This is a genomic window from Tenacibaculum sp. SSH1-16, assembly GCF_040104435.1.
GTDB lineage: Bacteria > Bacteroidota > Bacteroidia > Flavobacteriales > Flavobacteriaceae > Polaribacter > Polaribacter mesophilus.
Genome location: NZ_JBECOV010000017.1, coordinates 1 through 14991, shown reverse-complemented (window position 1 = coordinate 14991; position 14991 = coordinate 1). Strand labels below are relative to the sequence as shown.

Here is a 14991-nt window from a genome sequence, read left to right as displayed (position 1 = left end):
ACTATATATACGTTTCTACAAATTTTTTTGCTAAAAAAATCACCTATTCTGGATACTCAACACGTAAGTGATAGATATTCATCAACTTATTCTTTATAATTTTTTTAATTTTTTCTATCTCTCTAAAAGTAATATCTGAATTTATGAACTGATTATCGTTTTTTTGCTTGTCTATAATCCTATCAATTAATACATCTATCGATTGTGCTGTCGGATTTTTTAAACTTTTAGAAGCAGCTTCTGCTGCATCACACATCATTAAAATAGCTGTTTCTTTTGAAAACGGAATTGGACCTTGGTATTGAAACTTCTGAATATCAACATCTGGATTGTTTTCTTGTTCTTGTTTATAAAAGTAATAGGTAACGCTTGTTCCATGGTGTGTACGAATAAAGTCTATAATTCTATCTGGTAGTTTATATTTTTTTGCTATTTCTATTCCGTTAATTACATGATCTAAAATAATACGTGCACTATCTACTGGTAATAAATCATTATGTGGATTAACTCCCGTGGATTGATTTTCGGTAAAATACATTGGTTTTACCATTTTACCAATATCATGATACAAAGCTCCTGTTCTTACTAACATAGAGTTCGCTCCTATTTCATTCGCTGCTGCTTCAGCTAAATTAGCCACCTGCATTGAATGTTGGAACGTTCCTGGAGCTTTTTCATTTAAATCTCTTAATAGTTTTGAATTTGTATTAGAAAGCTCTAATAATGTTACATCAGAAACCAATCCGAAAAGCTTTTCATAAAAATAGATAAAAAACACTGCTAAGAACGACAACAATCCATTTGCTGCAAATAACCCAAAGTACATCCAATTTATCTTATCTGCATTCCCTTCTTTTAGAATAGAAAAGGCAAAATAAGTAACCATGTAAATTAGCGTAATTTGTCCAATAGACATAAATAAACTTGCTCTTTTATACAGTTCAGAAACCGTTAATATAGTTACAATCCCTGCAATAATGTGTAAGTAAATAAACTCAAAACTATTGGGTACAATAAATCCTAACAACAATACGGTAAGTACATGAGTAAATAAACCTAATCTGGCATCAAAAAAAGCTTTTAGTACAATTGGTAAAATACTTAACGGAACTACGTACAAATAACCAGAATTGTATTTTACCACCATAGTTTGTACAAAAATCATTAAAAAGATATTGAAGAAAATAAAAGTTACTTTATTGTTATCATTAAAAGTCTCAAACCTATATCTTTCTAAAAATAATAATAACATTAACAATGCCAAGGCTACTAAAATTGTGTATCCGAATACAATCCAATAATAATTAGATTTTGTCCAAATTCTAGAGCTTGACGCTACTTCATACGACTTTAAGACATTATATTTCCTTCCTTCAACAATGTCTCCTTTTAAAATAATTAATTCTCCTTTTGAAACCTTTCCTTTAGCATAAGAAATACCTTGAAAACGTTCATTTAACTCCTTTTCACTGTATTTATAATCATAGGTTACGTTAGGGCGCAAATTATTTGACAAATAGTTTATTAACAGGCGTTGTTTATAGTACTGAAGTCCCTCTGTATTTGTTCTTAAAAAGCTTAAAATATCTTTTGATTGTACTAACCTTGAAAACAGAACATCATCAATGGAGTTTCCTTTACGTAAAACTATCACATCTTCTCTATCTGCTTTATCAATGCTTGCATCATCTAAAAAACCATGTACGTAAATTTTATTTATAAGCTTCTCTCCTTCTCTAATTATGTCTCTAATTACGTTTGTTGATAATGAGTCAATACTCTTAACTTGGTTCGTAAATGAATGAGTTACCTCTTCTTTAATCGATGTATCAACTACAAAATATTTTTTTGAACTATTTTTAAGTTCGTTTTTTTCCTCTTCTATTTCTTCTGTAGTTTTTTGAATAGCAAAATCAAAAGGAGCATATAAATTGTCATATTGCCAAGGTTTTCCTTGTCTAAAATCGTACTTAAACTGCCCACCTTTAGGAAATAAATATACTATAGCAATTACCGTAATCAAAAACAATAATGCTTTGTAAATTACAGTATTATTTTTGTACAGTTTGTTAATTAAGTCGTTCATTTTTGATCTTTATAAAATGTAAATATAACCTTTCTCTATTATTTGAGTACTTGGCATAAAATGGTTATTTTCGCAAAACAAATCTTAATACAATTCACCCAATACATGAAATTAATAGCAGAAAATAGTTATTAAGCACTTAACAGCTTTATTATTTTAGTCACTTTTGGTTATTGGGATAAATAAAAAATTAACAAATAGTAGCACATGAAAGAAGTAGTAATAGTATCGGTTGCAAGAACTCCAATTGGTAGTTTTTTAGGAACATTATCAACTACCCCTGCACCTAAATTAGGTGCTATAGCCATTAAAGGAGCTTTAGATAAAATTAACCTAAAACCAGAAATGGTTGAAGAAGTTTTTATGGGTAATGTTGTTTCGGCAGGTTTAGGACAAGCTCCAGCTCGTCAAGCGGCAATCTTTGCAGGAATACCAGATACTGTGCCTTGTACTACTGTAAATAAAGTTTGTTCGTCAGGAATGAAGTCTATAATGTTAGCTGCACAAACTATCACTTTAGGTGATGCCGAAATAGTTGTAGCTGGAGGTATGGAAAACATGAGTATGATTCCTCATTACCAACACGCCAGAACAGGTTCAAAATTTGGACCTATTAAAATGGAAGATGGAATGCAGAAAGATGGATTAGTGGATGCTTACGAACAAGTAGCTATGGGAGTTTGTGCTGATGAATGTGCTGTTGAATATAAATTTTCAAGAGAGGATCAAGATGCTTTTGCAGTTGAATCATATAACCGTTCTGCTAAAGCGTGGAGCGAAGGAAAATTTGCAGATGAGGTTGTTCCTGTTGAAATACCTCAACGTCGTGGTGAGCCTATTATCTTTTCTGAAGATGAAGAATACAAGAATGTAAAAATGGAAAAAATACCTGCTTTACGTCCTGCATTTACAAAAGAAGGTACAGTAACTGCTGCTAATGCTTCCACAATTAATGATGGAGGAGCTGCTTTAGTATTAATGTCTGCAGATAAAGCTGCTGAATTAGGCTTAACTCCATTAGCTAAAATTAAAGGATATGCTGATGCTGCTCATGAACCAAAATGGTTTACAACTGCTCCTGCAAAAGCATTACCTAAAGCTTTAGCTAAAGCTGGAGTTTCTATTGATGATGTTGATTATTTTGAGTTAAACGAAGCTTTTTCTGTAGTTGGTTTAGCAAATATGAAAATCTTAGGATTATCTACTGATAAAGTAAATGTTAATGGTGGTGCCGTTTCATTAGGACACCCATTAGGCGTTTCAGGAGCTAGAATTATTATTGCTTTAACTTCAATATTAAAACAAAATAACGCTAAAATTGGTGCTGCCGGTATTTGTAACGGTGGTGGTGGTGCTAGTGCAATGGTTATTGAAAGAGTATAATTTTTTTAAAAGCCCCAACCAGTAGATGTCTTTCGGAATTTGTAATTTAAGTATTGTACCTCTTCGATCAGAGCCTTCTGATGCTTCAGAAATGGTAAATCAAGTTGTTTTTGGTGAGCACTTTGAAGTTTTAGAAAAAACTAAAAAATGGAGTAAAATACGGTTAGCTTTTGATGGTTATCAAGGATATGTTGACAATAAACAATATGAAGAAATTTCAGTAGAGGTACACAGTCTTTTATTAAAAGAAAAAAAACACTATGCCGGTGAATTAATTGATTTTATTACTGATAATAATAGTAATTTAACTACTATTCCTATGGGAGCTCGACTTCCTTTATTTAAAGACAATAAAATTAACATTAATAATTCCTCATTTTTATATGAGGGCAAAGTATGCAATAGTAAACTAGCAAAATCTGCAATTGTAGAAACCGCTTTCTTATTCTTAAATGTTCCTTATTTATGGGGAGGTAAATCGCCTTTTGGTATTGATTGTTCTGGGTTTACTCAAACAGTATATAAATTATGTGGATACAACCTTCTACGTGATGCAAAGGAACAAGCAACTCAAGGTGAAGTTTTGAGTTTTATTGAGGAAAGTGAGCCTGGTGATTTAGCTTTTTTTGATAATGAAGAAGGTATTATTACCCATGTTGGGATTATTATGAATGATTACAACATTATACACGCTCATGGAAAAGTTCGTATTGACAAGTTGGATCATAGCGGTATTTATAATATTGATACACATCAACACACACACAAACTTAGAGTAATTAAGCGTTTAGTTGAATAAATAGTTTTACAGATTACCTTATAAATTAGTTATAAAAAAAACCGAAATTCTAAAATTTCGGTTTTTTTTACAACTAATTTTTCTACTACTATTGCATTGATTTATATAAGTCTCTATATTCAGCCGCTTTATTACTCATTTCTAACACCTCATATAAATTCATTAAAGTTTTTACAGTATCTACATTTCTATTTAAACTATCTGCTTTTTCTAAAAATGGGATTGCTTCCTTATAAACTTCTTTTTGTTTAGCTGCTAACTCATCATATTTTTTAAAATTTGATAAGTTTTTATTCATTTCTTCTACAATAGCTTTTTCTTTATCTAAAACTACTACTGCTAAATTCATATAAGCATCTGCATAATCAGGTTTTAACTCAACTGCCTTCGTGTAATACTTCTTCGCATCATCCATTCTACCTTCATTGAAATTTACAACACCTAAATTATAATATAATGTTGGGTTTTCAGGGTCTAAAGCTACAGCTTCATTCATCAATTCTCCAAACTTATCCATTTTACCCATGTCAACATATAGTTGAGCTTCGTTTAAAATTAAATTTAAATCTTTTGGATTAGAAGCACGAGCATCTTTAAAAGCTGCAATAGCCTCATCTGTTTTTCCTTGCTCTTTTAAAATTAAAGCTACATTTTTAACAATTGTTGCTGATTTTGAATCTGAAGATTTTACGTCTGGTTTTACATAGTTTCCTGTTTTTACCATTAAGTCTCTTCTTGCCTTGTCATTTCCAAAACTTTCAACTTTTCCTGTAGTTTTATCTGTAGCTACATATTGCTTTTCAATACCTGTGTAACCTATTTTTTGTAATTCTCTATAGTACTCAATCGCTTTATCATAATCTTTAGCTTGGGTAGCAGCAACTGCAGCATTATAAGCAAAAGATGTATCTGTAGGACTTAACACATATGTCAAATAGAAGTCTTCAGCTGCATTTTTATAATCCTTTTTATTATTATATAAATCAACCGCTTTTTTAGAAACTTCTTGAATCATCTGATTTAAGATAGGCTTAGCTTCATCTGTATACTTGTTTTCTTTCATTGCTATTAAAGCATTGAAAGCTTCACCAGCATTCTTGTAATCTTTTTTTGCTGCTAATGCTTTACCTTTTAAGAAATAAAATTTAGATTTATATTTATCTTCTCCGTTCATCATTAAAGATCCTTCAATAGCATTTAAAGTATTTAATGCTGTTGTAAAATCTTGTTTTTTTATAGCTTTCTCAGCAGCTTTAAGTTCTGATTTTTGAGCAAATGCCCCTAACGACATTAATCCTAAAGAAAGGGCTAAGATTTGTTTTTTCATTTTTGTTATGATTTATTTATTGTTGTTCTTGACTATCATTTGTTTCATTTTCAATTTCCATGCCATCTTCTTCTTCATCTTTTTCATGCATTACTTTTGCTACAGCAGCAATATCATCATTATCTTTAATGTTAATCAGTTTAACTCCTTGAGTTGCTCTACCCATAACACGTAAATCTTCCACTGCCATTCTAATTGTTAGTCCTGATTTGTTGATAATCATTAAGTCGTTTGAATCATCTACATTCTTGATAGCGACTAAATTACCAGTTTTTTCTGATATATTCAACGTTTTAACTCCTTTACCTCCACGATTCGTTATACGGTAATCTTCTAATTTAGAACGCTTTCCATATCCTTTTTCTGAAACAACTAAGATATTACTTTCCATATCATTAACAGCAACCATACCAATTACCTCATCATTTTCATGCGACAATGTAATACCACGAACTCCCGAAGCTGTTCTTCCCATTGGACGTGTTTTAGCTTCTTCAAAACGAATTGCTTTCCCCGATTTAAGTGCTAGCATTACTTGGCTATCTCCAGTAGTTAACTTCGCCTCTAGTAACTCATCACCTTCTTTAATAGTTATTGCGTTAATACCATTAGCTCTTGGACGAGAATATTGTTCTAAAGGCGTCTTCTTAACCTGACCTCGTTTTGTTGCCATAATAACATAATGATTATTGATATAATCTTCATCTTTTAAATCACCTGTTACTAAGAACGCTTTTACCTTATCGTCTTGCTCGATATTTATTAAGTTTTGAATTGCTCTACCTTTGGTATTCTTTCCTCCTTCTGGAACTTCATATACACGCATCCAGAATACTTTTCCTTTTTGAGTAAAGAATAACATATATTGATGGTTAGTACCTACGAATAAATGTTCTAAGAAATCTTCATTACGAGTAGTTGCACCTTTTTGTCCACGCCCTCCTCTATTCTGAACCTTGTATTCATCTAAATTTGTACGCTTTACATAACCTGCATGAGAAATAGTAACAACAACTTTAGAGTTAGGAATCATGTCTTCGATACGCATATCTCCTCCTGCATACTCAATTACAGAACGACGATCATCACCATATTTCTCTTTGATATATAATAGTTCGTCTTTGATTATTTGATAACGTCTCGGCTCATTTGCAAGAATATCTTTTAAATCGGCAATAGTCTTAATAATTTCATCATACTCTGCTCGTAACTTATCTTGTTCTAGTCCTGTTAACTGACGTAAACGCATTTCAACAATAGCACGTGCTTGAATTTCTGTTAATTCAAAACGCTCTATCAATTTTTCACGTGCTTCATCTGCGTTAGAAGAACCTCTAATAATAGAAATTACCTCATCAATATTATCAGAAGCAATAATTAATCCTTCTAAAATATGTGCACGTGCTTCTGCTTTCTTTAATTCAAACTCTGTTCTACGAACAATTACTTCATGTCTATGCTCTACAAAATAATGGATTAACTCTTTTAAGTTTAACTGTTCAGGACGCCCTTTAACTAAAGCTATATTATTTACACTAAATGATGTTTGTAATTGTGTGTATTTAAATAGTTTATTTAAAACGATATTAGGAATTGCATCTCGCTTTAATATATAAACAATACGCATTCCTTTACGGTCAGATTCATCACGAATGCTTGCAATACCTTCCAGTTTCTTTTCATTAACCAAATCAGCAGTTTTCTTAATCATTTCTGCTTTGTTAACTTGGTAAGGAATTTCAGTAACAACTATACATTCACGTCCCTTAACTTCTTCAATAGTTGCTTTAGCACGCATTACAATACGTCCACGACCTGTATGGAAAGCATCTCTTACTCCATCGTAACCATAAATAATCCCTCCTGTTGGAAAATCTGGCGCTTTGATGTGTTGCATTAACTCATCAATTTCAATGTCGCGATTATCAATATATGCTACAGTACCGTTAATAACTTCTGTTAAGTTATGCGGTGCCATGTTTGTTGCCATTCCTACTGCAATACCAGAAGCTCCATTTACTAATAAGTTAGGAATACGTGTAGGAAGTACTGTTGGTTCTTGTAACGTATCATCAAAGTTTAATTTATGATCTACAGTATCTTTTTCTATATCAGATAACATCTCTTCTGATATTTTCTGCATGCGCACCTCTGTATAACGCATCGCTGCAGGGCTATCTCCATCAACAGAACCGAAGTTTCCTTGCCCATCAACCATCATATAACGTACACTCCAATCTTGAGCCATACGTACCATAGAATCGTAAACCGAGGTGTCTCCGTGTGGGTGATATTTACCTAATACCTCTCCTACAACTCTTGCAGATTTTTTATATGCTCCTGTGGATTTAATTCCTAATTCATGCATACCAAACAAAACTCTTCTATGCACTGGTTTTAAACCATCTCTTACATCTGGTAACGCTCTCGATACTATCACCGACATTGAATAATCGATGTATGCTGACTTCATTTGCTCTTCAATGTTGATAGGAATCAACTTTTCGCCATCTGTCATATATTTTCTTTTAAAATATTAGTATTTATTTTCGTCAAAAAAGTGAATTTTACACTTGATAAAACCCACTTTTTAAAATGCTTTCTAGTTCTCCGCATTTTCTAAAACATTGCAAGATACTACAACCCTCAGTTTTACACAAAAAATATACTAACTGTTTTACGTTTATTTATTAACAATTTTATATGTTATATTAAACAATAATTTCTTAATTTACTCGTCAGAATGTCAGTTAAAAACTATTGGCATCTTTTTTGTAATTTTTAAGAAAAAAACTTACTAACTTTACAGAGATAGAAAATAAATATATGGACGATAATTTTTCACCACAGGTTAGAGATGTAATTACTTTCAGTAAAGAAGAAGCCTTAAGACTAGGTCATGACTTTATTGGAACAGAACATCTTTTGTTGGGTTTGATTAGAAAAGGTGATGGAAAAGCCATTGAAATATTAACAACTTTTGATGTTGATTTAGATTTAGTGCGTAATAAACTAGAAAAACTAAATCCGACAACCCCATCTTTTTCAAGCCCTCAAAGAAAGAGCTTACACCTTACCAGACAAGCAGAAAAAGCTATAAAAACAACCTTTTTAGAAGCTAAACTATACCAAAGCAATGCAATAGATACTGCACATTTGTTATTATGTATTTTGCGCAACGAAAATGATCCTACTACTAAATTACTTCAAAAGTATGATGTAGACTATGAGCAGGCTAAAAACTTGTACAAAGAACTACACGTAGATGATGACTCGTTTATTTCTCCTATAGGGGAAACACCTTCTGATGATGAATTTGCTGACGAAAAATCAAACCCTTACGGGCAACAACCTCAAAAAGGAAAGCAAGTTAAAAAATCTAAAACTCCAGTTTTAGATAACTTTGGGCGTGATTTAACAGCCTTAGCTGTTTCAGGAAAGTTAGATCCTGTTGTAGGTCGTTTAAAAGAAATTGAGCGTGTTTCTCAGATTTTAAGTAGACGAAAAAAGAATAACCCAATGCTTATTGGAGAGCCAGGTGTTGGTAAATCTGCTATTGCAGAAGGGTTAGCTTTACGTATTGTAGATAGAAAAGTATCACGAATTCTATTCGACAAACGCATCGTTTCTCTTGACTTAGCTAGCTTAGTTGCTGGTACAAAATACAGAGGTCAGTTTGAAGAACGCATGAAAGCTTTAATGAATGAGCTTGAAAAGAACGATGATATTATTCTTTTTATTGATGAAATTCACACCATCGTTGGTGCTGGTGGAGCTACTGGTTCGTTAGATGCTTCTAATATGTTAAAACCTGCTTTAGCCAGAGGAGAAATTCAATGTATTGGTGCAACTACTTTAGATGAATACAGAACAAATATTGAAAAAGACGGTGCTTTAGAGCGTCGTTTTCAAAAAGTAATTGTAGATCCTACTACCGTAGAAGAAACCATACAAATTCTACACAATATCAAAGGTAAATACGAATCGCATCATCATGTTTCTTTTACTGATGAAGCTATTGAAGCCTGTGTAAAATTAACCAACCGTTATATGACTGATCGCTTTTTACCAGATAAAGCTATTGATGCTTTAGATGAAGCTGGATCGAGAATTCATATTACAAACATTGTAGTTCCGCAACAAATTTTAGAATTAGAAGCGAAACTAGAAGAAATTAGAGGACGCAAAACTAAAGCGGTAAGCGGACAAAAGTACGAAGAAGCTGCAAAGCTTCGTGATGACGAAAAAAATATAGAAACAGCTTTAGAGTCTGCACAACAGCAATGGGAAGAAGATTCTAAACTACATAGAGAAACTGTTACTGAAGATAATGTAGCTGAAGTAGTATCGATGATGACAGGAATTCCTGTAAATCGTGTTGCCGAAGCAGAAAGTAGTCGTTTAGCAGAATTACCTCAATTAATAAAAGGTAAAGTAATTGGTCAAGATGAAGCTGTTACCAAAGTAGTAAAAGCTATACAGCGTAACCGTGTTGGGTTAAAAGACCCTAACAAACCAATTGGTTCTTTTATCTTTCTAGGTTCAACGGGTGTAGGTAAAACACAGTTAGCAAAAGTATTAGCTCGTGAGTTATTTGACTCTGACGATTCTTTAATTAGAATTGATATGAGTGAGTACATGGAGAAGTTTGCTATTTCTCGTTTAATAGGTGCGCCCCCAGGATATGTTGGTTACGAAGAAGGTGGACAATTAACTGAAAAAGTACGTCGTAAACCTTATTCTGTAATCTTATTAGATGAGATTGAGAAAGCACACCCTGATGTATTTAATATGCTGCTACAAGTCTTAGATGACGGGCATATAACTGATAGTTTAGGTCGAAAAATAGATTTTAGAAACACCATTATTATCATGACTTCAAATATTGGAGTTCGTAAACTAAAAGATTTTGGTGGTGGTGTTGGTTTCGGAACTTCTTCTAAAAAAGAACAAGAAGACGCCCATGCCAAAAGTATTATTGAAGGTGCTTTAAAGAAATCTTTTGCTCCAGAATTTTTAAATCGTATTGATGATATTGTAATTTTTAACTCTCTTGAACGTGAAAACATTCATAAAATTATTGATATTGAATTAGATAAATTACTAAAACGTATTGATGATTTAGGTTATAAGCTTACGTTAAGCGATAAGGCTAAAGATTATATTGCTGATAAAGGTTTTGATAAACAATACGGAGCTCGTCCATTAAAAAGAGCCATTCAGAAGTATATTGAAGATGCACTAGCTGAAGAAATTGTTAACTCTAAACTAGATGAAGGTGACGCTATCTTTATGGACTTAAATGAGCCTGAGCAAAAACTCATTATTAAAATAGAAAAAGGTGAAAAACCTACTGAAACTCGTACTGAAATAGACGAGGATTAATAAAACAAAAATCCCGAGTAAAAAATACTCGGGATTTTTTTATCTCCTACCTTAGCAATACTATCGTAGTGTTTATAGTTATAAGATTGGAATAATTTTTGATTCATAGCAAGCACTTATCCTTATCTTTGTAAACCTAACAAACTATAATAAAAATACTATGACGCTCACTATTAAAAACATGGTTTGCAATCGCTGTATCCTAGTCATTCAAAATGAATTAGATAAATTAGGTGTTGGTGTAAAAAGCATTAAATTAGGTGAGGTTATACTAGAAAAAGAACTTACTTCAGATGAAAAAGAAAGCCTGGACAAGGTTTTACTTGATTTAGGCTTCGAGATTATTGATGATAAAAAAAGGCGCATTATTGAAAAGATAAAAAACTTAATCATCAATTTGGTACACCATCAAGAAAGTGAAACAAAAATCAATCTATCTGAACTATTAAGCAACGAACTACATCACGATTATAATTACTTATCCAATCTTTTTTCAGAAGTAGAAGGTACTACTATTGAAAAGTATTTTATTGCTCAAAAAATAGAAAAGGTAAAAGAACTACTTGTTTACGATGAATTATCATTAAGTGAAATTGCTTTCCGTTTACACTATTCAAGCGTGGCATATTTAAGCAATCAGTTTAAAAAAGTTACAGGATTAACGCCGAGTCACTTTAAAAAAATCCGTAAAGACAGAAGAAAACCATTAGACGAGGTGTAAATCTTATAAATCAATTCCAAAATTCCACAATAAATTTTCTCTAACTTAATGCCAACTTTGTATTGTACAATTAATACAGTAAAAAAATGGCAACAAATAACAATAAAGATATCATTTACCTACCTCTAGAAGGTGTGGAAAGTGAACACTGTGCTTTAATCGTTGAAAAAGGGTTAGCACATGTTGAAGGAATTGAAACCCATAAAGTAGAACTAAACAACCAAAGAGCTGCTATTACGGTTACTAACGAAGAAGTTCTTGCGAACGCCGTTACCGCTATAAAAGATTTGGGCTACGGTGTAACCACTGTTAAAAAAGTATTTCCAGTATTAGGTATGACTTGCGCCTCTTGCGCAGGAAGTGCTGAAAGTATTGTTAGCTACGAACCAGGTGTAGTAAATGCTTCGGTAAATTTTGCTAATGGAAATTTAACGGTAGAATATCTTCCAAACATGACCAATGCTACAAAACTGCAAAAAGCAGTACAAGGTGCGGGTTATGATTTGTTAATTGAAGATGAAACCAAACAACAAGAAACACTCGAAGCTATTCATGAAAAGAAGTTCAAGCAACTAAAAACCAAAACCATGTGGTCGGTATTACTTTCGTTGCCTGTAGTTGTTATTGGTATGTTTTTTATGAACATGCCTTACGCTAACCCTATTATGTGGGCCTTCTCTACCCCCGTGTTATTATGGTTTGGTAAAGACTTTTTTATCAATGCATGGAAGCAAGCCAAACATCGTTCTGCAAACATGGACACTTTGGTCGCTTTAAGTACAGGTATAGCGTATATTTTTAGTGTATTCAATATGTTGTTTCCTAAGTTTTGGGAATCTAGAGGATTAGAAGCACATGTATATTTTGAAGCAGCTTCAGTTATCATCGCATTTATTCTGTTAGGAAAGCTATTGGAAGAAAAAGCCAAAGGAAACACCTCATCTGCCATTAAGAAATTGATGGGATTACAACCTAAAACTGTGGTTGTGATACAACCTGACGGAACGGAAAAGCAAACCCCTATTGAAAATGTGAACGTAAATGATACTATTCTTGTTAAACCAGGAGAAAAAATTGCGGTAGATGGTATGGTTACTACAGGAAACTCGTATGTAGATGAAAGCATGTTAAGTGGTGAACCTGTTCCGGTACTAAAAGAAGAAAATGAAAAAGTGTTTGCGGGAACCATTAATCAGAAAGGAAGTTTCCAATTCAAAGCTGTTAAGGTTGGAAAAGAAACCATGCTGGCTCAAATTATTAAAATGGTACAAGATGCACAAGGTAGTAAAGCTCCTGTACAAAAATTGGTTGATAAAATTGCAGGTATTTTCGTACCTGTAGTAATGAGTATTGCTGTTATTACATTTATTATATGGTTTATTTTAGGTGGTGATAACGGAGTGGTTCAAGGATTATTAGCAGCCATCACCGTATTGGTTATTGCATGTCCTTGTGCTCTAGGTCTGGCTACACCTACCGCTATTATGGTCGGCGTTGGTAAAGGTGCCGAAAAAGGTATTTTAATTAAAGATGCTGAAAGCCTTGAGTCTGCTAAAAAAGTAAACGCTATTATTTTAGATAAAACAGGAACTATTACCGAAGGAAAGCCAGAAGTTACTGGTATATCTTGGTTACAGAATAACGATACTGCTAAGAACATACTTTTAAGTATAGAGAAAAAATCTGAACATCCATTAGCAGAAGCTGTTGTAAAGTTTTTAGGAGATACTGCCACTACCCAACTAACAAATTTCGACAGTATTACGGGCAAAGGTGCTAAGGCTGATTATAATGGAGAAACCTTTTTTGTGGGTAATAAAAAGTTATTGGCTGAAAATAAGGTTACCATAGCGGACGAACTTTTAAAACAGGCAGACGAATGGAGCAAACAAGCTAAAACCGTTATTTGGTTTGCTAATAGCAAAGAGGCACTTTCTGTACTTGCTATTTCAGACAAAATAAAAGAAACCTCAGTACAAGCTATTAAGGAACTACAAGCTATGGATATTGAATTATACATGCTTACAGGTGATAACGAAGCTACCGCAAAATCTATTGCAGAAGAAACAGGTATTCAACATTACAAAGCTGAAGTATTACCACAACACAAAGCTGATTTTGTAAAAGAGTTACAGCAACAAGGAAAAACCGTTGCTATGGTGGGTGATGGTATTAACGACAGTACTGCCCTAGCTACTGCTGATGTAAGTATTGCCATGGGAAAAGGTAGTGATATTGCGATGGATGTTGCTAAAATGACCATTATATCATCTGACCTAAGTAAAATTCCGCAGGCTATAAAACTATCAAAACAAACGGTGGCTACCATTAAACAAAACCTATTTTGGGCATTTATTTATAACCTTATTGGTATACCTATTGCAGCTGGTATTTTATATCCATTTAATGGTTTCTTATTAAACCCTATGATTGCCGGTGCAGCTATGGCTATGAGTAGTGTTAGTGTGGTTAGCAATAGCTTACGATTAAAATGGAAAAAGTAACAAGTGTTTCGGCACTAGCAAGTGTCGGAACGTTTTAAACCTCACTTAATAAATCTGTAAATCTCACAAATCAATCTTAAAATTGTACAACAACAAACAGTCCCGTTGTGCTGAAATTTGCGGTATTCAATAACAAATAAATTTTTAATATAATGGAAAATAATAAAGAGTTAAAATTCAAAACAAACCTTAACTGCGGAGGGTGTGTATCAAAAGTTCAAGCTGATTTAGACAATGCTGAAGGTATTTGCCATTGGAATGTAGATACTAATTTTGATGATAAAGTTCTTACCGCAAGTTCTAAAGGAATTACTGCGGATGAAGTAATTGCTATTGTAAAAAGTAAAGGTTTTAAAGCTGAACCTTTAGTATAAAAGCAAGTACACGACTCTCACTTACGGTACAAATTGAAACAAACAAGAACATCTGTGCTTTTGTAAGCTGTTAAATTAACTGTTTATAAAACTTTATACTTTAATACACCTCTCTTTGGGGTGTATTTATTTTTTATAAATGGTTTCTTTATACACCACAGCACCTAACAAACATTTTTCTACACAATACGAATATTTTACCTTTTTTGTTGTTTGAAGTTGCTCTCCTTAGGCAGTGAATGACACTCCCCTTAGGCAAGGAGTGTCGACCCGATTAGGCTTGGGGTGTCGACCCGATTAGGCTTGGGGTGTCGACCCGATTAGGCTTGGGGTGTCGACCCGATTAGGCTTGGGGTGTCGACCCGATTAGGCTTGGGGTGTCGACCCGATTAGGCTTGGGGTGTCGACCCGA

9 protein-coding genes are annotated in these 14991 nt (G+C 33.2%); 6 read left to right on the top strand and 3 right to left on the bottom strand.

Annotated features, from left to right (window positions below; all coding sequences use genetic code 11):
- Nucleotides 1–43: 43 nt before the first annotated feature.
- On the bottom strand, nucleotides 44–2086 hold the full coding sequence (locus tag ABMY20_RS15140) for an HDIG domain-containing metalloprotein (protein WP_349265693.1): 2043 nt from the start codon (nucleotides 2084–2086) through the stop codon (nucleotides 44–46).
- Between the two features lie 207 nt (nucleotides 2087–2293).
- Here ABMY20_RS15140 and ABMY20_RS15135 point away from each other — a divergent pair, with 207 nt between their 5' ends.
- Nucleotides 2294–3469, top strand: a complete 1176-nt coding sequence (locus ABMY20_RS15135; RefSeq protein WP_349265692.1) for an acetyl-CoA C-acyltransferase — start codon at nucleotides 2294–2296, stop codon at nucleotides 3467–3469.
- Nucleotides 3470–3494: 25 nt separating this feature from the next.
- Nucleotides 3495–4268 carry a C40 family peptidase gene (locus ABMY20_RS15130; protein WP_073181379.1) on the top strand — a complete coding sequence of 258 codons (774 nt, stop codon included), beginning with the start codon at nucleotides 3495–3497 and terminating at the stop codon, nucleotides 4266–4268.
- Between the two features lie 88 nt (nucleotides 4269–4356).
- On the opposite strand, the gene ABMY20_RS15125 is transcribed toward ABMY20_RS15130, so the two are convergent.
- On the bottom strand, nucleotides 4357–5595 hold the full coding sequence (locus tag ABMY20_RS15125; protein WP_173361126.1) for a tetratricopeptide repeat protein: 1239 nt from the start codon (nucleotides 5593–5595) through the stop codon (nucleotides 4357–4359).
- Between the two features lie 16 nt (nucleotides 5596–5611).
- A complete protein-coding gene (gene gyrA / locus ABMY20_RS15120; protein WP_047789770.1) occupies nucleotides 5612–8113 on the bottom strand; it encodes a DNA gyrase subunit A in 2502 nt (833 codons plus the stop codon).
- A gap of 308 nt (nucleotides 8114–8421) precedes the next feature.
- Between gyrA and ABMY20_RS15115 the strand changes: the two genes are divergently transcribed.
- From ABMY20_RS15115 to ABMY20_RS15100, 4 genes are all read left to right on the top strand, one after another.
- Complete coding sequence (locus tag ABMY20_RS15115; RefSeq protein WP_047789771.1) at nucleotides 8422–10980, top strand: ATP-dependent Clp protease ATP-binding subunit; 2559 nt, start codon at nucleotides 8422–8424, stop codon at nucleotides 10978–10980.
- Nucleotides 10981–11140: 160 nt separating this feature from the next.
- Nucleotides 11141–11701 carry an AraC family transcriptional regulator gene (locus ABMY20_RS15110; RefSeq protein ID WP_349265691.1) on the top strand — a complete coding sequence of 187 codons (561 nt, stop codon included), beginning with the start codon at nucleotides 11141–11143 and terminating at the stop codon, nucleotides 11699–11701.
- A gap of 86 nt (nucleotides 11702–11787) precedes the next feature.
- Nucleotides 11788–14205, top strand: coding sequence for a heavy metal translocating P-type ATPase (locus tag ABMY20_RS15105; RefSeq protein WP_349265690.1), 2418 nt, complete (start codon nucleotides 11788–11790; stop codon nucleotides 14203–14205).
- Nucleotides 14206–14357: 152 nt separating this feature from the next.
- Complete coding sequence (locus tag ABMY20_RS15100; RefSeq protein ID WP_349265689.1) at nucleotides 14358–14579, top strand: hypothetical protein; 222 nt, start codon at nucleotides 14358–14360, stop codon at nucleotides 14577–14579.
- Nucleotides 14580–14991 lie beyond the last annotated feature (412 nt).

What these genes read in the sequence shown, in the direction of transcription:
- ABMY20_RS15140 (WP_349265693.1), bottom strand. Translation starts at nt 2,086, where the DNA reads ATGAACGACTTAATTAACAAACTGTACAAAAATAATACTGTAATTTAC.
- ABMY20_RS15135 (WP_349265692.1), top strand. Translation starts at nt 2,294, where the DNA reads ATGAAAGAAGTAGTAATAGTATCGGTTGCAAGAACTCCAATTGGTAGT.
- ABMY20_RS15130 (WP_073181379.1), top strand. Translation starts at nt 3,495, where the DNA reads ATGTCTTTCGGAATTTGTAATTTAAGTATTGTACCTCTTCGATCAGAG.
- ABMY20_RS15125 (WP_173361126.1), bottom strand. Translation starts at nt 5,595, where the DNA reads ATGAAAAAACAAATCTTAGCCCTTTCTTTAGGATTAATGTCGTTAGGG.
- gyrA (WP_047789770.1), bottom strand. Translation starts at nt 8,113, where the DNA reads ATGACAGATGGCGAAAAGTTGATTCCTATCAACATTGAAGAGCAAATG.
- ABMY20_RS15115 (WP_047789771.1), top strand. Translation starts at nt 8,422, where the DNA reads ATGGACGATAATTTTTCACCACAGGTTAGAGATGTAATTACTTTCAGT.
- ABMY20_RS15110 (WP_349265691.1), top strand. Translation starts at nt 11,141, where the DNA reads ATGACGCTCACTATTAAAAACATGGTTTGCAATCGCTGTATCCTAGTC.
- ABMY20_RS15105 (WP_349265690.1), top strand. Translation starts at nt 11,788, where the DNA reads ATGGCAACAAATAACAATAAAGATATCATTTACCTACCTCTAGAAGGT.
- ABMY20_RS15100 (WP_349265689.1), top strand. Translation starts at nt 14,358, where the DNA reads ATGGAAAATAATAAAGAGTTAAAATTCAAAACAAACCTTAACTGCGGA.